This window comes from Devosia sp. (assembly GCF_017744655.1).
Taxonomy (GTDB): Bacteria; Pseudomonadota; Alphaproteobacteria; order Rhizobiales; family Devosiaceae; genus Devosia.
Window position 1 is genome coordinate 119947 of sequence record NZ_JAGIAW010000003.1, and the last position, 17007, is coordinate 136953.

At 61.0% G+C, this 17007-nt stretch carries 18 protein-coding genes; 6 read left to right on the plus strand and 12 right to left on the minus strand.

Features of this window, described 5'->3' with window-relative positions; all coding sequences use genetic code 11:
- Positions 1-480 precede the first annotated feature (480 nt).
- Positions 481-1032 carry a dihydrofolate reductase family protein gene (locus J7557_RS08310; RefSeq protein WP_291419206.1) on the plus strand — a complete coding sequence of 184 codons (552 nt, stop codon included), beginning with the start codon at positions 481-483 and terminating at the stop codon, positions 1030-1032.
- A gap of 124 nt (positions 1033-1156) precedes the next feature.
- On the opposite strand, the gene J7557_RS08315 is transcribed toward J7557_RS08310, so the two are convergent.
- From J7557_RS08315 to J7557_RS08330, 4 genes are all read right to left on the minus strand, one after another.
- Positions 1157-1540: a VOC family protein gene (locus J7557_RS08315; RefSeq protein WP_291419208.1), complete on the minus strand. Its 384-nt coding sequence runs from the start codon at positions 1538-1540 to the stop codon at positions 1157-1159.
- A gap of 28 nt (positions 1541-1568) precedes the next feature.
- Positions 1569-2168: a sigma factor gene (locus J7557_RS08320; protein ID WP_291419210.1), complete on the minus strand. Its 600-nt coding sequence runs from the start codon at positions 2166-2168 to the stop codon at positions 1569-1571.
- Between the two features lie 6 nt (positions 2169-2174).
- Complete coding sequence (locus J7557_RS08325; RefSeq protein WP_291419212.1) at positions 2175-4286, minus strand: EAL domain-containing protein; 2112 nt, start codon at positions 4284-4286, stop codon at positions 2175-2177.
- Between the two features lie 67 nt (positions 4287-4353).
- Positions 4354-4998 (minus strand): chloramphenicol phosphotransferase, encoded by a 645-nt coding sequence (locus J7557_RS08330; protein ID WP_291419214.1) that lies wholly within the window; start codon positions 4996-4998, stop codon positions 4354-4356.
- Positions 4999-5164: 166 nt separating this feature from the next.
- On the opposite strand from J7557_RS08330, the gene J7557_RS08335 reads away from it, so the two are divergent.
- Together J7557_RS08335 and J7557_RS08340 are read left to right on the plus strand one after the other, a co-directional pair.
- Positions 5165-5812 carry a LysE family translocator gene (locus J7557_RS08335; protein ID WP_291419216.1) on the plus strand — a complete coding sequence of 216 codons (648 nt, stop codon included), beginning with the start codon at positions 5165-5167 and terminating at the stop codon, positions 5810-5812.
- A complete protein-coding gene (locus J7557_RS08340; protein ID WP_291419218.1) occupies positions 5812-6660 on the plus strand; it encodes a 23S rRNA (adenine(2030)-N(6))-methyltransferase RlmJ in 849 nt (282 codons plus the stop codon). Before J7557_RS08335 ends, J7557_RS08340 begins: the two co-directional genes overlap by 1 nt.
- A 27-nt stretch (positions 6661-6687) precedes the next feature.
- On the opposite strand, the gene rlmN is transcribed toward J7557_RS08340, so the two are convergent.
- From rlmN to thpR, 4 genes are all read right to left on the minus strand, one after another.
- Positions 6688-7896 (minus strand): 23S rRNA (adenine(2503)-C(2))-methyltransferase RlmN, encoded by a 1209-nt coding sequence (gene rlmN, locus J7557_RS08345; RefSeq protein WP_291419220.1) that lies wholly within the window; start codon positions 7894-7896, stop codon positions 6688-6690.
- A gap of 436 nt (positions 7897-8332) precedes the next feature.
- A complete protein-coding gene (locus tag J7557_RS08350) occupies positions 8333-8833 on the minus strand; it encodes an invasion associated locus B family protein (RefSeq protein WP_291419222.1) in 501 nt (166 codons plus the stop codon).
- Positions 8834-8920: 87 nt separating this feature from the next.
- Positions 8921-9442, minus strand: a complete 522-nt coding sequence (locus tag J7557_RS08355; protein WP_051960785.1) for an invasion associated locus B family protein — start codon at positions 9440-9442, stop codon at positions 8921-8923.
- A gap of 217 nt (positions 9443-9659) precedes the next feature.
- Complete coding sequence (thpR, locus tag J7557_RS08360) at positions 9660-10199, minus strand: RNA 2',3'-cyclic phosphodiesterase (RefSeq protein WP_291419226.1); 540 nt, start codon at positions 10197-10199, stop codon at positions 9660-9662.
- A 201-nt stretch (positions 10200-10400) separates the two neighbouring features.
- Between thpR and J7557_RS08365 the strand changes: the two genes are divergently transcribed.
- The 3 genes from J7557_RS08365 (at position 10401) to J7557_RS08375 (ending at position 12225) form a co-directional block, all read left to right on the plus strand.
- Positions 10401-11126, plus strand: a complete 726-nt coding sequence (locus J7557_RS08365) for a Bax inhibitor-1/YccA family protein (protein ID WP_035084858.1) — start codon at positions 10401-10403, stop codon at positions 11124-11126.
- A gap of 98 nt (positions 11127-11224) precedes the next feature.
- Positions 11225-11722 (plus strand): GNAT family N-acetyltransferase, encoded by a 498-nt coding sequence (locus J7557_RS08370; RefSeq protein WP_291419229.1) that lies wholly within the window; start codon positions 11225-11227, stop codon positions 11720-11722.
- Between the two features lie 8 nt (positions 11723-11730).
- Positions 11731-12225: an ATP-binding protein gene (locus J7557_RS08375; RefSeq protein WP_291419231.1), complete on the plus strand. Its 495-nt coding sequence runs from the start codon at positions 11731-11733 to the stop codon at positions 12223-12225.
- On the opposite strand, the gene J7557_RS08380 is transcribed toward J7557_RS08375, so the two are convergent.
- The 4 genes from J7557_RS08380 to acnA form a co-directional block, all read right to left on the minus strand.
- A complete protein-coding gene (locus tag J7557_RS08380) occupies positions 12188-12661 on the minus strand; it encodes a GNAT family N-acetyltransferase (RefSeq protein ID WP_291419233.1) in 474 nt (157 codons plus the stop codon). The two genes, J7557_RS08375 and J7557_RS08380, sit on opposite strands and share 38 nt — an antisense overlap.
- Positions 12658-13002, minus strand: coding sequence for a DUF2794 domain-containing protein (locus J7557_RS08385; RefSeq protein WP_291419591.1), 345 nt, complete (start codon positions 13000-13002; stop codon positions 12658-12660). The genes J7557_RS08380 and J7557_RS08385 overlap by 4 nt, the downstream gene beginning before the upstream one ends.
- A 313-nt stretch (positions 13003-13315) precedes the next feature.
- Complete coding sequence (locus tag J7557_RS08390) at positions 13316-14053, minus strand: thioredoxin family protein (RefSeq protein ID WP_035084865.1); 738 nt, start codon at positions 14051-14053, stop codon at positions 13316-13318.
- Between the two features lie 135 nt (positions 14054-14188).
- Positions 14189-16942: an aconitate hydratase AcnA gene (gene acnA / locus J7557_RS08395; protein ID WP_291419236.1), complete on the minus strand. Its 2754-nt coding sequence runs from the start codon at positions 16940-16942 to the stop codon at positions 14189-14191.
- Between the last annotated feature and the right edge of the window lie 65 nt (positions 16943-17007).

A 17007-nucleotide genomic window follows, 5' to 3' on the forward strand; every position in this document is an offset into this window, starting at 1 on the left:
AGTCGAGACGGACGGCTGCGGGGATGCTGAGCGCACGGGACCGTTCCCGTGTGGGTTCGGGGGCTGGCCGCATGCGACGAGCGATCAAGTGCCGCTAAAAGTCCTGTCCAAAAAATCAGCGCCCCGAGGCGGTTTCGTCTCACTAACTAAAATACTCAGGGGCGAAAGCGCCTCGGGGTCCGTTCCTCTTGCAAAAACCTGACGCGGAGACGCGGGCAGGGTGGTGGTGTTGGCAATTGCACCTGCGCTTTTCGCCTATCCACGGTGTCATTCCCGCGAAAGCGCGAACCCCCGTTTGGAAACGGAGGTCCCCGCTTTCGCGGGGATGACATAGGGAAAATCTGAAAGTCAGCGTATGCCGGGGCCGAGCGTGACGACCGGCAGGGCACAAAACACCAAAACAAAATTTGTCGAACTTTTCTCCCCCCATTCGTCGCATCAGCAATCGGGCAGGGGGCCCGGACAGCAAGCAGGGACAAAATGCGTAAAGTGATTGCGGGCCTTTTTCATTCCGTCGATGGCGTGGTCGAAGCACCGAACCTCTTTCAGTTCGATTCTTTCGATGATGAGCTGGCCCAGGAAATGGGGGCCATCATGGGCAGTATCGGCACGGTGCTGATGGGCCGCGTGGGCTATTCCGAATGGGCGGGTTATTGGCCCAATGCCCAGCAGGACCTCGATTTTGCCGGCTTCATCAATGGGATCGAAAAATTCGTTGCCTCGGAAACGCTGCAGCCGTTGGACCTGACCTGGAGCAATGCCCATTTGATTGAGAGCGACTTTCTCGATTTCGTCCGCGACTTGAAAGCGGGCAAAGGCGGCGATATCTGCGCCATGGGTGGCATTTCGCTAGTGCGGCAGCTGGTCTTTGCCGGGCTGATGGACGAATTGACGCTGATCACCCATCCGGTCATTGCCGGCACCGGACGGCACCTGTTCGAGTCCGGGGATCCGACGACGCGGCTCGAACTGATCCGCGCCCGCACCACGTCCAAGGGCAATGTGGTGCAGGTCTATCGGCGGTTCGGTTAGCACTCTCAACTCGTCGTCATTGCCGGGCTTGTCCCGGCAATCCATCTCTGGGAGGCACGCCATCCCTCGGATGGCATGGACCACGGGGACGAGCCCGGTGGTGACGACTGAGGAGGCAGCGGTCCTACTTCACCGATCGCGGCAGGTCGCCCGATTGCCAGAGGCCGAGGCCAAAGCCATCCGGGTCCAGAAAGTCGGCGCTCCAGCCGCCGGGGGCTTCAGAAACCGGGGTGACGATATTGACGCCCTTTTGCGCCAGTTCGCTCACCACATCGTCGATGCCGCCCTCGTCGAGTTCGAAGACGATGGCCGGCGTATTACCGCGTTGTCCTTCCTGCTGGAAGAAGATCAAGTCGGGGCCGTTTTCAATGGAACCCTGCAGCCAGAAGGGTTCGGTACCCTCCATGCGTTCGAGGCCGAGGCCCAGCGTTTCGTTATAAAAACTTTCGGTGCGAAGGATATCGCTGACATAGAAGACGATGCTGACGTTCTTGGGCTTGAGGCTCATGGCAGGCTCCAATCTGGGTTACGTCAGCCTATTGCCGCGGCGTCTCATTTTGTGAGCGCTTTATCAGAAAAAGATGCCCGTCGGGGTCGTGGCTGGCAAAAACCCCGCCATGACGGAGGAGCGCGGGCAGGAGAATGTCGCGGATGCGGCCATAGGCGAGGTCGAGATTAAGCCCGGTCAATTCATCCGGTGCCGCCAGTCCCTTGCTCGCAAGATGCCGCTTCAGCGCCGAAATGCGTTGGCGCAGGGCGGTGTCGGGCAAGTGGAGCAAATAAGCGATTTCGCGCCGGTTATGCCCGGTCAGCACCAGGGCTGCTAAAGTGCGCAAAGCAGGGGGGAGGCCGGAGAGAATGTCGTCCTGTTTGGTATCGTCGGCCTTTGCTGCCGGCGCCCGTGCCGCGTGCCAGGCGGTTTCGCGCCCCTTGCGTCGGCGTGCCGTGCGCGCCTCCATGCGGGCGCGGTTGCGCACGACGCCAGTCAGCCAGCGGGCATTTTCGGGCGTTTCGATATCGCTGCGGCCCGCGGTGATGGCCGATATCAGTGCCTCCTGCACCACGTCTTCCGCTTCGGCGGCGGTATGTTCCCGCGCAGCGATGGAGAGGAGCTGCGCATAAAGGCGGCCGCGCATCTTGGGCTAAGAAGCCTGGGCGAGGGCAATTTCCTCGCTCAAGAGGTTCGCCAGCGCCGTGTCGGAAATGGGCGGAGAGAACAAAAATCCTTGCACCTCGGAAACGCCCTGGGCGCGCACCAGCGAGAGCTGTTCTTCGGTTTCGACCCCTTCCACCGTGGTCGACATGCCCAGCGATTGGCCAAGCCCGATGACGGCGCGAATGATGGCCTGACTGTCGGCGCGGTCGGCGAGATCGCGAATGAAGGAGCGGTCGATCTTGATCTTGTCGAAGGGGAAAGAGCGCAAGTACGAGAGCGAGGAATAGCCCGTTCCAAAATCGTCCATGGAAATGCGAACACCCATGGCGCGCAGCTCGTGCAGAGCCTTCAGCGTCGATTCGCTGTCCGTAAGCAGCAGGCTTTCGGTGATTTCGAGTTCGAGCCGGCTGGGGTCGAGCCGCGCATTGCTGAGCGCGCGGCGCACCTGGGTGACGAGGTCGCGTTGGCGGAATTGGACCGGGGAGAGATTGACGGCGATACGCACCGATTTGGGCCAGTTGACCGCAGTGGCGCAGGCCTCGTTGAGGACCCACTGGCCGATGGCGGCGATCAGTCCGGTATCCTCGGCGACGGGCACAAATTCGGCGGGCGACACAGTGCGGCCCTCAAAATCCCAGCGCAGCAGCGCTTCGACGCAGGTGACGCGGTTTTCCGCAAGGCCGAGGAGCGGCTGGTACATCAGCCGGAACTCGTTCCGGCTCAGCGCCAGGCGCAGGCCGGCCTCGATCAGGCGGCGCTGCTGCAATTCGGCATCCATGCCGGTTTCGAAGAAGTGGTAGGTAGAACGGCCTTCGCTTTTAGCCTTATAGAGCGCGAGATCGGCATTCTTGACCAGCGTATCAGTGGTCAGGCCGTCTCCGGGCCCGACAGCAATGCCGACGCTGGCACCGATTTCGATCTGCTGGCCGCGGATATTCATCGGGGCGCACATAGTCTTGGTAATGCGATCGGCAACGCGTGCGGCCGTATCGGCGCTGTCGATGGGACGCAAGAGCAGCGCGAATTCGTCGCCGCCAAGGCGGGCAAGCAGGTCCGTTTCCCGGGTCGTGCCCCAAAGGCGCACCGCGGCCTGCTTTATCACTTCGTCGCCGACGGCATGACCGAGCGTGTCGTTGACGGCCTTGAAGTGGTCGAGGTCGATATAGAGCACGGCCGCCATTTCGCCACGCTGCAAGCAGGCTTCGGTGCGGGCCATTTCCTCAAGGAACTCGGCTCGATTGGGCAGGTCGGTCAGCGCGTCGTGCCGGGCAAGGTGATGAATGCGCGCCTCGTTCTGGCGCTGCTCGGTTATGTCTTCGTGTGTCGATACCCAACCACCATCCTTCATCGGATGGTGTTGCATCAGGATGACGCGGCCATTGAGTTCATGGATGTTCTTGCCATATTCGCGCTTGGCGATGACCTCGCGGCGCCAGATGATGTAGTCTTCGCGATCGCCACCGGCGCTCATGCCCTCGTCAAAGAGGTGCCCCAGAATGTCTTCGAGCTGCGCACCGGGGCGCACGTATTCTTCGGGTAGATTGTAGATGCGCGAATAGGGCTCATTGCAGATGACGAGCCGCCCCTTGGCGTCCATCATGCAAAGACCGATGGAAATGTTATTCACGGCCGCGTCGAGCCGGATATTCTGGCGTTCCAGCTCCAGCTTCCGCTTCTGTACGGATTCGGACATCTGGATTTCGTCGGTGACGTCTTCATGCGTCACCACCCAGCCGAGCTTTTCGGAATAGATATGGGCGGTTTCGACGATGCGACCGCCATAGACCACTTCCTGGCTCTTGGTGCGCATGCCGCCGCGATTGGAGAGCAGGTCGCTCGTATAGGCCTCGTAGAAGGCATCCGGGCTCTGGCCGGGATGGTTGCCGAGCTTGTGGGAGAGGTGCACGACCTCTTCGAGCGTCATGCCCTTGCGGATAGCGTCTTCGGAAAAGCCGTAAAATTCGCGATAGTTCTTGTTCCACATGACCAGCCGGAACTGCGGCGACCATACACAAAAACCATAGGGGATGTTTTCCAGCGCAGCATCAAGCAGCAGCGCGTCAGCGACGTCGGTCGTGCCAGCGTCCAGTTCCCCCATCAATATCCCTCTGTGTCATTCTTTCATGACGCTTTGGTGAAGCTAAAGGCAGGGGCTTAACGCAGACTTAAATCGATGACGCGAATGAATTTGCAGTCCTGTGAGAGAGGGCGGGCGAGGCCGGTGGATCGGCCAGCAATGCTGCGATTTGGGTCACGCCTTGCTCAGGCGTAAGGCGGCCCATGTCGAGCCGCAAATCGTAGTCCTTGCCGCGGTGCACGCCGTCCTGCCAGCGGAGCACGGGCGGGGGCGGGATATCGCCGGTCGCATAAAATCCACCCTGCGGGTCGGCATTGCGGCGGCGCATGATCTCGTCGATGTCGCAGTCTACCCCGATCAACAGGGCGCCGAGTGGACCAAGGACTGACGCGGCTCGATCGAGAATGCCCAGAGGAACGGAATAATCCTCGTGCATGCCGAGGTCGGCGACGATGTCGAAACCTGCTTCCGCCTGCAAGCGGATGGTTGCGAAGAGCAGGTCGTAGAGTCTTGTCACGGCCGGTTCGAGATCGGGCCGTTCGCCGCCGGGGCGAAGGCCAATGCCGGGCGTGAGGCCTTGTGGCAGCGTCGCCACAAAGCTGTCGACACCGGTGTTGAGCCAGGTGCCGGGAACGCTAGTCTGGATCGCCCGGGCAAGGCTGGATTTGCCCGAGCGCGGCGCGCCATTGAGAATAACCACGCGCCCAAGGCGCGTCGCGTCGCTAGAAGACATGAGCTGTTCGCCTTCTTCGAAGGGTACGAGCCCCAGGGGGTAGAGCGGAGCGCGCGGAGGGTCAAGACCGACATACCATTGGCGATGATCAAGCGCAGACCTGTTCAGCGCCTCCGCTTAGTGCCATACCGGTTCAACGCTCCGCTGCCTCAAGGCCAAACCAGCCATGTCTGCCTTCATTCCCGATCTGCCCGTCATTCTGGCTTTTGCGCTGGCGACGGTGGTTCTTGCCATCACCCCCGGGCCGGATATGGCGCTGCAACTGAGCCGCGCCATCAATTATGGCCGTGCCCATGGTGTAGCGGCAATGTTCGGGGCGATGGCGGGTATTCTGGTCCACACGACCCTCGTGGCTTTCGGCATTTCGGTGCTGATCATCGCTGCACCGCCGTTGTTTCTCGCGTTGAAGATAGTCGGCGCGCTCTACCTCTTGTGGCTGGCCTATCAGGCGATCGTGCATGGCGGTGGCCTGAGGATCGCCGAAGCCGCCAAGAAGCCGCCGACTGTGCGGCAGAGTTTTGCGACGGGGCTCGGCATCAACCTCCTCAATCCCAAGGTGGTCCTGTTCTTCGTGACCTTCCTGCCGCAGTTCGTCGATGCGCATGATCCATCGGCGACATCAAAACTGTTCTTCCTCGGTTTTGAGTTTGTGCTTCTCTCGATCCCGCTTGGGCTCGTCACGGTGCTGGCAGCCGACTGGCTTGCTGCGGCGTTCAAGCGCAGCAAATGGGTCGAGCGTATTTTGAACTGGAGCTTTGCGGCGATCTTTACCGCCTTTGCTGCCACTATCCTCACGGCACAGGCGCGGCACTGATGAACTATCGTCACGTCTTCCATGCCGGCAATTTCGCCGACGTGGTCAAGCACACCATTCTCACCCGTATCCTGACCTACCTGATGCGCAAGGATGCTCCGTTTCGTGTCATCGACACCCATGCCGGTGTCGGGCTCTATGACCTCAAGGGTGAGGCGGCGGAAAAGACCGGTGAATGGGTCGATGGTATTGGGCGTTTGATTGATCGCGAACTTCCCGCTCCAGCAAAAGACCTGCTCGCTCCTTATCTCGCTGCCGTGCGCGCGCAGAATCCAGATGGCGATCTGCGCTTCTATCCGGGCTCACCGCTGATCACGCGAAACATGCTGCGCCAGCAGGATCGGCTGATGGCGCTCGAACTGCATCCGGTCGATGTCGAAGCGCTGCGCGAGAATTTTGTCGGCGATTTTCAGGTTCGCGTTACGCATGTCGATGGCTGGCAGGCCCTCGGCACGCATCTGCCGCCCAAGGAGAAGCGGGGCCTTGTGCTCATCGATCCGCCCTTTGAGGAGCGGAATGAATTCGAGCGCATGGCGCAGAACCTCATCAAAGCTCACAAACGTTGGCCTACAGGGCTCTATGCCCTGTGGTATCCTATCAAGGATGTGGCAGACGTGGATAAGTTCGTCGCCTTGCTTCAGGCATCGGGTATCCCAAAGATCCTGAGGCTGGAACTGACCATCCGTCAGCCTTCCAACCCGCCGCGCCTCCATGGCACCGGCATAATCGTCATCAATCCGCCCTTCGTGCTTGAAGAAGAGATGCGGGTGCTGATGCCGCTGCTTGCCGACGTGCTCAGCGACGAGGGCAGGGGACGTTGGGCGATAGACTGGGTGGCGGGGGAATAGCTCTGGCGCCCTCTCCCCGCGCCTTGGTCAGACACCAGCGAGGGCGTCGCGATCCTTCTTGGAGAGGCGTTCGCTTTCGCTCTTGAGTTGGCCGCAGGCGGCAAAGATGTCGCGGCCGCGGGGAGTGCGGACCGGGGAGGCATAGCCGGCGCGGTTGACGATGTCGGCAAAACGCTCGATGCGGGAAGAGGGCGAAGTACCGTAGTTCGAACCCGGCCAGGGGTTGAACGGGATCAGGTTAATCTTTGCTGGAATGCCGGCGAGGAGGCGCACCAGTTCCTTGGCTTCCGCATCGCTGTCGTTGATGCCGTCGAGCATCACATATTCAAAGGTGATGCGGCGGGAGTTGGAGAGGCCAGGATAGTTGCGGCAGGCTTCCAGCAGCTCCTTGAGCGGCCACTTCTTGTTGATCGGCACCAAGACGTCGCGCAGGTCGTCGCGCACGGCGTGGAGCGAGATCGCCAGCATGACATCGATTTCGCTGCCGGTACGCTCGATATAGGGCACGACGCCCGAGGTCGAGAGGGTGATGCGGCGCTTGGAAATCGACATGCCATCGCCGGCCGAAGCGATGAGCAGGGCCTGCTTGACGTTGTCAAAATTGTAGAGCGGCTCGCCCATGCCCATCATCACGATATTGGTGATGGCGCGGTTTTCACCTGATGGCACGAGGCCGCCGTCATCGGGACGCGAACCGCCGGGGAAATCGCCCAGGCGCTCGCGGGCCATGAGGATCTGCCCCAGGATTTCGCCTGCGGTCAGGTTGCGGACAAGCTTCTGGGTGCCGGTGTGACAGAAGGAGCAGGTGAGGGTGCAGCCGACCTGCGAGGACACGCAAAGCGTCCCGCGATCGGATTCGGGGATGTAGACGGTTTCGACTTCGACGGCCGGAAAGTTCGGGTTCTGTGGATCGCGGAAGCGGAACAGCCATTTGCGTGTGCCATCGACCGAAACCTGCTCCGAAACGATCTCGGGGCGATCAAGGATAAAAGTGTCGGAGAGCTTCTGGCGCACGGGCTTGGCCACATTGGTCATGCGGTCGAAATCGGTGACGCCGTTCACATAGAGCCAGTTCCAGAGCTGGCTCGAACGCATGCGGCCTTCCTTTTCGCCCACCACATCATTGGCGACGAGCGTTTCGGCGAGCTGCGCCTTGTTTAGGCCGATCAGCGACGGCCGTGCCGCCGTCTCGGGGCGGATGGCGGTCGAATGGTCAAGGTTCAGCGCGATGCTCATGGCGGCTCGAAGGGGCTCAAAAATGCGGGAAGTCCGGCGCCAATAGCATATGGGAGCAAAAAACACAAAGTCACGCCCGCGGGAGGCGGCTTTGCGAAGGGTGCAGGACACAAGGGACAGCGCTTTGGCCTGACCGCGTCTCCGCGTCAGGTTTTTTGCAATTGGAACGGACCCCGAGGCGATTGCGCCCCTGAGATTTTAGTTAGTGAGACGAAACCGCCTCGGGGTGCTGATTTTTTGGACAGGACTTATAGCGCCACTTGATCGCTCGTCGCATGGGACCAGCCCCCGAACCCACACGGGAACGGTCCCGCGCGCTCAGCATCCCCGCAGCCGTCCGTCTCGACTCCGTCCCGTGGGGGGAATGGAGCTGTTTTATCACTGGTTCGAAGGGGCGGGGATAAACTGGATAAATCCGGTTTCGGCCAGTGGCCGATCAGCACTCGGCGCCGATGGCCTGCTGGGCAGCGGTGGCGCCGGAGAGCGAATAGTTCTGGATGACCTGGGTGCCGGCGGCATTGGTGCCCTGCACGGTCAGCGACGAGCCGGCGCGAATGGCGGCGGCGAGGGCGGCAGACTGGCCGGAATCGTCGAGCCAGGCAGCATCGCCCTGGGTGAAGAGCGCAAAGCTCTGGCCGCCGACGCTGATTGTCGCGACCGAGCCGGTCTGGAAGGTGTAGCCGGCAACGATGTTGATTTCGCTGACCACGTCCTCGCCGGGGCGATTGGTGATGTAGAGATAGCCCTGGCCTTCGGATGCCGGGTCCGAGGTTTTGGGCTTGGTCATGGCAAAGCAGATCGTGCCTGAACCATCGTCAGCCGCATAGCTCGACCAATCCCTGAAATCCCCCAGCACCCGCGCCGACTGCGCCAGCGCCGGAAGCGCGGTGGCAAGTACAAGGGCCAGGGCGAGAGCGGACTTTTTTCCAGGGGTCATGGACGGGAGGCTCACAGCATTGATACGGGCGCGGGCCGAAGCCCGGCGCCCTTTATGGTCTAAACGAAAGAGCGGGCAAAGCCCAAATCACTTGCAGGCGGCGTCGATGGCGTTCATCGCGGCGGTGGCGCCGGAGAGCGAATAGGTATCGGTGGTATTGGTACCGCGCTGCGACGTGCCCTTGATTAGGAGCTGGCTGCCGGCCTTGAAGGCGGAAACGAAGCCGGCCTCGTCACCGGTCGAGGCGAGCCAGGCGGCCGAGCCTTCGGTGACCATGGGATAGGATTTTCCGTCGACGGAGGCGCTGGCATTGGCCGCGGTGGCGTTGAACGGATAGCCGATCAGGGTCTGGACTTCGTTCTTGGTGCCGAGGCCTTTGCGATGGATGATCATGAAGTGGATCGGGTCGCGATTGGCGCCCGCGGGCTCCGACTTGGTCGGCGTTGCCGAAATATAGCAGATCTGGCCGCTGGCATCGGTTGCCTGCCAGGCGGTCCAGGCGTTGAACGAGCCCAATTCCGTGGCCTGCTGCGCCTGGGCGGCGGTCGCAAATGTCACGAGAGCAGTCACCGCGAGCCCAAATACGAGGCCACCGGTCTTTTTCTTCATTGCCAATTCTTCCTCTTTTCGCTGCCAGTTCGCGTGGGATGCGTCCGCCCAGCATGCCGCAAACATGGTTACTAACCTGTCAAGCGGGCCTTTCATGCGCCGCTTTTGCCTCAAATGCTCGGCAAAGGCGGCGGCAATTTGGCAGGTGCACGCCACAAGGTCCCGCTTTGAACCCGAACGGTTAAAACGAGGCTAACGCTTGCGTGAGCGAGAGCATTCAGGCGGCAAGAGGATAGGTTTCTTCCACCACATAGGGGCCGCCCCCCACCGAATCCCGACTCGAAAAGAGCGCGAAGCGCGCAACCGAAAAACTTAAGGGTTCGAAGCGGCCTGCCTCGGCAATGAAGCGCGCGACGTCTTCGGCAGCGGTACCGCGCAACCGGGCGAGGCTGACATGCGGAACGAACTTTCGGCCATCGGGCGGCAGGCCGGCGCGCTGCAGCATGCGCTCATGCGCGGCCTGCAGGCGATTGAGCGCTTCGCTGGGCTCGACCCCGGCATAAAGGGCCCGGGGCTTGTCGCCACCAAAGGTCCCCAGATGCGTGAGCTTTATGGGAAAGCGCAGGCTTTGGCTGAGATAGTCGAGATTGTCCACGACCTCATTGGCGGTCTTGTTGTCGACATCGCCGATGAATCTCAAAGTAATGTGATAGTTTTCCGGTTCGATCCAGCGCGCGCCGTTAAGGCCGCCGCGCTTCAGCGACAGGGCAAAGCCGATATCGGAGGGGATTTCGAGGCCGGTAAAAAGCCGGGGCATGGCAGTTCTCCCAGGCAGGAGCGACGGAATCTGATGGAGACCCTAACACAATCGGGTCATCTGGCCAGTCACAGATGTCGCAGCGTTCCGTTTCGCCTTGTAAATCAACAGGTCCGAATCCATATTTGCACTCAAGTGGCAAAAGCCAATTGCCCCCGGCGGTGATATCGACCGCGATTTTCCAAGGGAAAGGGAATTAGAATGGCTGAATATGACCGTCAGACCCTCGGTGCGCGGGCCGGCTCGGCCTTGGCCATCGACGAGGGCCTGCGCAGCTATATGCTGCGCGTCTACAATTACATGGGCCTTGGCCTCGTGGTCACGGGCGTCGTGGCTTACTTCACCAGCCAGTGGGCGCTCTCGAGCGAAGCCAATGCGCAGCTCATCTATGGCAGCCCGCTGTCCTGGGTGATCATGCTCTCGCCGCTGGCCTTCGTGCTGGTGCTGAGCTTCGGCATCAACAAGCTCTCCGTCGGCGCCTCCCAGGCTATCTTCTGGGCTTTCGCGGCCGTGATGGGCTTGTCGCTCAGCTCGATCTTCCTCGTCTATACCGGCGCCTCGATCGCCAAGGTGTTCTTCATCACCGCCGCTACCTTTGGCGCGATGAGCCTTTACGGCTACACCACCAAGCGTGACCTGACCGGCATGGGCAACTTCCTGATGATGGGCCTTATCGGCATCATCATCGCTTCGATCGTGAATATCTTCATGGCTTCGTCCATGCTCGATTTCATCATCTCGGTCGTCGGCGTGCTGATCTTCACCGGTCTGACCGCCTATGACACCCAGAAGATCAAGGAAAGCTATTCGGACGCCTATGGCGCCGATGTGATGGCCAAGAATGCCATCATGGGTGCCCTGTCGCTCTACCTCGACTTCATCAACCTGTTCCTGATGCTCCTCCGCCTCTTCGGCAATCGCGAGTAATCAGCAGCTTCCTTGATTGCTCAATCAAGGAATTTGGTTGGACTGATATTCGGACCGCAGCCTACAAAGGCTGCGGTCCTTTTCTTTTGTAAGCCGCCATGTCCGATTTTTCCCTCCGCCCGTTTTCCTGGTCCGACGTTCCTGCGATCACCACGATCTATCGCCACTATGTCGATAACACCGCCATCACCTTCGATACCGAAGCGCCGGGCGAGGAAGGAATCGCGGAAAAATATGCGGGGCTTCTTAAATTGGGTCATCCGGTCATTGTTGCGGAACGCGCCGGAAAAGTGCTGGGCTATGCCTATGCGAGTTTTTATCGTCCGCGCGCTGCCTATCGCTTTACCTGCGAAGACTCGATCTATCTGGACCCCACCGAGACCGGGAAGGGCCTGGGGAAGGCGCTGCTGACGGAACTGCTGATCCAGTCCAAGGCGCATGGTTTCAAGCAGATGCTGGCGGTGATCACGGCCGACACGGCCAATTCCATCGCCATCCACGAAAAGTTCGGGTTCGAGCGCGTCGGCTACTACAAGTCGGTGGGCCTCAAATTCGATCGCTGGCATGATATCGTGCATCTGCAAAAGGCGCTCTGACCCTGGCCGTGCTGCACCTCATGGTCGGCCTGCCCGGTTCGGGCAAGACCACGCGGGCAAAGCTGCTCGCCGCTGAAACCGGCGCCTTGCGGCTGACGCCGGACGAATGGCAGCTTCGGCTTTTTGGTAATGACGTCCATCATCCCGACCATGACCGGCGCCACGACGAGGTCGAGGCGCTGATGTGGGAAATCGCCGAAACCCTGCTGGCGCGGGGTACCGATGTCATCCTCGATTTCGGTTTCTGGTCGCGTGCGGAACGGGCTTCCTTTGCCGCACGCGCCAAGGCGCTGGGCGCCAGTTGCGCGATCCATTTCGAGCATGTCGATCTCACTGAACTGGAGCGCCGCGTCACGCTGCGCAATGCGACGGCGGGCGGGAATCATTATGTGTTGCCGCTCGAATTCCTGCGGCAATGGGCTGGTACTTTCGAGCCGCCGGATGAAGATGAACTGGCCGGAAAATTCAGCCCGCCAGCACCTTCCTCATCGGATAGCCATTGACCACGCGGCCGCTTGCCTGCGGGCCATCGAGCCGCCACCCGGCGCGCTCGTAAAAGCGCTGGGCAGTTGCGGTCGCTTCAAGCCGCCCCTCCTGGAAGCCAAGAGCCTGCAATTCGGTCTCGAGTCGCGCCAGCAATGCCTTGCTGAGCCCGAGAAAGCGCATGTCCGGGGCCACATAGTTGAGGGCGATCTCACCGGTTCGTGTCACGGCACCCACGGCGCCGATCTCGCCGGCCACCTCGGCGACGAACATGAGGAGATTGGCATTGGCCAGCATGGTGGCGACGCCTTCGGGCGTCTTGTTGCGCGTCCAGGCGGCGATGGCGGCGGGATCATTGCCGTGGTCAGTGGCGCAGAGTTCGATGATGGAGGCGGTGAGCACGCGGCTCATGGCGGGGACGTCGCCCGGCTCCGCCCGCCGAACCGAAATGCTCATCCAACGACAGCCAGGTCGGGATCGAGTACGCGCAGGACCTGTGCGAGGTCGTGGCCGCGCTTGAGGATACGGCCCTGCTGGTTGGTGACCATGTATTGGCCCTGTCTGGCGCGCAGTTTCGGGTTTTTCTCGACGACGAAAAGCGGGCGTTCGGAGACGCGGGCATAGATGGAAAAAAGCGCCCGGTCCTTGAGAAAGTCCATGGCGTAATCCCGCCATTCACCGGCACCGACCTTGCGGCCATAGACCGACAGGATCTGCATCAGTTCGCGGCGATCGAAGGCGACGATGGGCTGAGCGGGGCGGGACGGCTGGCTCTGTGGCTCGCCCACATGCACCAGCGAAAGATTGGCCGGAGGCTCATTTGGTTGACGACCCTGCACGCGACCTCCACCGAGATTCATGTCATCGGATAGTCATGATCGGCATATTCCGCCGCCTTGGCAAGGGAAGAAAAAATCCCATTTCAGCCACGATTCGTCCTTTCTGACGCCCAATTGGGCCGGCATCTTCTCACCATTGCCTCCAGCGGCTGGCAACCGGACCGACCGAGCCCCCAACCATGACGTCCGGTTGCCAGTCTCCTAAAAGTTGACCTTATAGTCACGCCTGCTCCAAGCCCCCGGAGCAGGCGTTTTCTTTGTGTGTCGGGCCCTAGGGCTCGTAAGCGCCGGCGGCGAGGATGGCGCCGGGCAGGCCCCCGCGCTCCTGCTGCACGACGATGGCAATGCCGGTATTGGCGGCGCCCAAGACTTCGCCCAGGGGGAGCTTGAGTTCAGCGCCGGTCTCGCTTTCCCACATGCCCAGTACCTGCCGTCCGGTCACCACCTGGGTATAGACCATGGACTTTCCGGCATTTTCGCCGCTGTCGATCTTGACGTCGGCGCGGTTCATATAGGTCACGAGCCAGACGACGGCGTCGGAAAGATCGGCCTTGGGCGGCACGGAAATTTTCAGCATGTCACCATTGAGCGTGAGGTCCATGGCCAGAGGCAGGCTGGCGCGATCGACGGCTTGCTGCACTTCATTGCGGCGCGAGCCGACCACGGCCTTGGCGCCATTGACGACGACCTGCGGGGTATAGATGCGCGAGGAACCCCAGCTCTTGGCATAGGCGCGCTGGCGATCGGAAAAGGCTTCCTGGGCGAAAGTGTCCTTCCAGCCCACATAGTCCCAATAGTCGACGTGAAAGGCTAGGGCGACCACATCTTCGCGCTCGGCAAGAGCGGTCAGCAGGGCATCGGCGGGCGGGCAGGAGGCGCAGCCCTGGCTCGTGAACAGTTCTACCACGGCCTTGGGTTCGATGTGCTGCTCCGCAGACGCGGCGGCGCCGAGCACACAAAAATTAGCCGCCAGCGCTAGAGCGAGGCCGATGAGGGGTCTTGAGATCATGGGCAAGGTTGTAGGCTGGCCCAGCACCCGCTGCCTAGTCAAAAGAGGGTGAGAAGGCGGAATCGGAGTTGTCAGTGCCCGAAACGAAAATGGCGGCCTCGTGGGCTGCCATTCTTGTACGATTTGGTTTGCTGCCTAAGCGGCAACGAGGCTGCGCAGCACGTAGTGCAGGATACCGCCGTTCCTGAAATAGTCGAGCTCGTTGGCGGTATCGATGCGGCAGCGGGTTTCGATATTGAGCACGGAGCCATCGGCGCGCGTGATTTTTACGGGGACCGTGGCGCGCGGTTCGATGTTTTCCACGCCGGCGATATCAACGGTTTCGGTGCCGTCGAGGCCGAGGGTCTGCCAGCTTTCGCCGTCCTTGAACTGCAAGGGAATGACGCCCATGCCAACGAGGTTCGAGCGGTGGATACGTTCGAAACTCTGGGCGATGACGGCTTTCACGCCCAGGAGGTTCGTACCCTTGGCGGCCCAGTCACGCGAGGAGCCGGTGCCGTATTCCTTGCCGGCAAAGATCACCAGCGGCGTGTTTTGCGCTTGATAGGCCATGGCGGCATCGTAGATCGCCATCTGCGAGCCATCGGGACCCTTGGTGAAACCGCCTTCGACGCCGTCGAGCATCATGTTCTTGATGCGGATATTGGCGAAGGTGCCGCGCATCATGATTTCATGATTGCCGCGACGGGAACCGTAGGAATTGAAATCCTTCGGGGCGACCTGGCGCTCGGTCAGGTATTTTCCGGCGGGGGTGCCGGCCTTGAAGGAACCGGCCGGGGAAATGTGGTCGGTGGTGATGGAATCAAGGAACAGCGCCAGCACCCGGGCCGAAACCACGTCAGTGACCGGCTTAGGCTCGATGGTCAGGTCCTCAAAATAGGGCGGGTTTTGCACATAGGTGGAAGCGCCGTTCCAGCCATAGGTCTCGCCGCCTTCGACCGAGATCGACTGCCAGTGCTTGTCGCCCTTGAACACGTCGGAATAGCGCGAGCGGAACATGTCGGCATTGACGTGCTTGCGGACGATCTCGGCGATCTCGTGGTTGGAGGGCCAGATGTCCTTCAAGTAGACCGGCTTGCCATCCTTGCTGGTGCCGAGCGGTTCGGTGGTGATGTCGACATTGAGCGTGCCGAGCAGGGCATAGGCGACAACCAGTGGCGGGGAGGCGAGATAGTTTGCCCGCACATCGGGGTTCACGCGGCCTTCAAAATTGCGATTGCCCGAGAGCACCGAGGCGGCGACCAGTTTGTTCTCGTTAATCGTATCGGAAATGGCCTGGGGCAGGGGCCCGGAATTGCCGATGCAGGTGGTGCAACCATAGCCGACAAGATTGAAACCGATGGCGTCGAGATCGGCCTGCAGGCCTGCGGCCGTAAGATAGTCGGTGACGACCTGTGAGCCGGGCGCCAGCGAGGTCTTCACCCAGGGCTTTGAATTGAGGCCGAGGGCGCGCGCCTTGCGAGCGACGAGACCGGCGGCGACCAGCACCGAGGGATTGGAGGTATTGGTGCAGGAGGTGATGGCGGCGATGACAACCGAACCATCAGTGATGTGGTAGTCGGTGCCCTTTACCTCGAAAGCGGCTTCTTCGGGGATGTCGTGAACGCCATTGGCGCCTTCATCGACGAAGCGGCTTTCCTGCTTGTCGGCGGGCAGGCGGGTACGTTCGATGCGGCCACCCGAGAGCTCGGGGAGGGCTGCGTCAAAGGCGCGGGTAACGTCTTTCAGCGCCACGCGATCCTGCGGGCGTTTTGGGCCGGAGAGCGAGGGCACGACGGTGGACAGGTCAAGTTCGAGCGTCGCGGTAAAGACCGGGTCGGGCGTGTCCGTGGTGCGGAACATGCCCTGCTCCTTGGAATAGGCCTCTACCAATGCCACGCGATCGGGATCGCGGCCGGTGGTGGAAAGGAATTTGAGCGTATCGGCGTCGACCGGGAAATAGCCGCAGGTGGCGCCATATTCGGGGGCCATATTGGCGATGGTCGCCTGATCTTCGAGGCTCAGATAGTCGAGGCCGGGGCCATAGAATTCGACGAACTTGCCGACCACGCCCTTCTTGCGCAGCATTTCGGTGACCGTCAGCACCAAGTCGGTGGCGGTGATGCCTTCGTTGATTTTGCCGGTGAGCTTGAAGCCGACGACTTCGGGGATCAGCATGGTGATCGGCTGGCCGAGCATGGCGGCTTCAGCCTCGATGCCGCCGACGCCCCAGCCGAGTACGGCGAGGCCATTGACCATGGTCGTGTGCGAGTCGGTGCCGACGAGCGTATCGGGATAGGCGACGGTTTCGCCATCTTCGTCCTTGGTCCAGACGGTCTGGGCCAGATATTCGAGATTCACCTGGTGGCAGATACCCGTGCCGGGAGGAACCACGCGAAAGTTGTCGAAGGCGGATTGGCCCCAGCGGAGGAATTCATAGCGCTCGCCATTGCGCTCATATTCGAGTTCGACATTCTGCTGGAAGGCGAGGGGGGTGCCGAAGGAATCGACCATCACCGAGTGGTCGATGACGAGATCGACGGGCACGAGCGGATTGATCTTTTGCGGATTAGCGCCGAGCTTTGCTGTCGCGTCGCGCATGGCTGCAAGGTCGACCACGGCCGGAACGCCGGTAAAATCCTGCATCAGCACGCGGGCCGGTCGATACTGGATTTCATATTCAGAGGTGCGTGTGACGAGCCATTCGGCGATGGCCAGAATGTCTTCCTTCTTGACCGTGCGGTTGTCTTCAAAGCGCAGCAGGTTTTCGAGCACGACCTTCATCGAGCCGGGAAGCTTGGAGACGCCCGCCAGACCGTTCTTTTCCGCTTCGAGAATGGAAAAATAGGTATAGGTCTTGCCACCGACCGTCAGGGTCGACTTGGATTTGAAGCTGTCTAGTGAGGCCACTTGCTCCGCCCTTTGCTGCTGTAACGCTGCCTACCGGAGAGCAATGGGGGCCGCCGGTAAAACCG

Bases quoted from the DNA above. Each gene is read 5' to 3' on its own strand.
- J7557_RS08310 (WP_291419206.1), top strand. From the start codon at position 481: ATGCGTAAAGTGATTGCGGGCCTTTTTCATTCCGTCGATGGCGTGGTC.
- J7557_RS08315 (WP_291419208.1), bottom strand. From the start codon at position 1,540: ATGAGCCTCAAGCCCAAGAACGTCAGCATCGTCTTCTATGTCAGCGAT.
- J7557_RS08320 (WP_291419210.1), bottom strand. From the start codon at position 2,168: ATGCGCGGCCGCCTTTATGCGCAGCTCCTCTCCATCGCTGCGCGGGAA.
- J7557_RS08325 (WP_291419212.1), bottom strand. From the start codon at position 4,286: ATGGGGGAACTGGACGCTGGCACGACCGACGTCGCTGACGCGCTGCTG.
- J7557_RS08330 (WP_291419214.1), bottom strand. From the start codon at position 4,998: ATGTCTTCTAGCGACGCGACGCGCCTTGGGCGCGTGGTTATTCTCAAT.
- J7557_RS08335 (WP_291419216.1), top strand. From the start codon at position 5,165: ATGTCTGCCTTCATTCCCGATCTGCCCGTCATTCTGGCTTTTGCGCTG.
- J7557_RS08340 (WP_291419218.1), top strand. From the start codon at position 5,812: ATGAACTATCGTCACGTCTTCCATGCCGGCAATTTCGCCGACGTGGTC.
- rlmN (WP_291419220.1), bottom strand. From the start codon at position 7,896: ATGAGCATCGCGCTGAACCTTGACCATTCGACCGCCATCCGCCCCGAG.
- J7557_RS08350 (WP_291419222.1), bottom strand. From the start codon at position 8,833: ATGACCCCTGGAAAAAAGTCCGCTCTCGCCCTGGCCCTTGTACTTGCC.
- J7557_RS08355 (WP_051960785.1), bottom strand. From the start codon at position 9,442: ATGAAGAAAAAGACCGGTGGCCTCGTATTTGGGCTCGCGGTGACTGCT.
- thpR (WP_291419226.1), bottom strand. From the start codon at position 10,199: ATGCCCCGGCTTTTTACCGGCCTCGAAATCCCCTCCGATATCGGCTTT.
- J7557_RS08365 (WP_035084858.1), top strand. From the start codon at position 10,401: ATGGCTGAATATGACCGTCAGACCCTCGGTGCGCGGGCCGGCTCGGCC.
- J7557_RS08370 (WP_291419229.1), top strand. From the start codon at position 11,225: ATGTCCGATTTTTCCCTCCGCCCGTTTTCCTGGTCCGACGTTCCTGCG.
- J7557_RS08380 (WP_291419233.1), bottom strand. From the start codon at position 12,661: ATGAGCATTTCGGTTCGGCGGGCGGAGCCGGGCGACGTCCCCGCCATG.
- J7557_RS08390 (WP_035084865.1), bottom strand. From the start codon at position 14,053: ATGATCTCAAGACCCCTCATCGGCCTCGCTCTAGCGCTGGCGGCTAAT.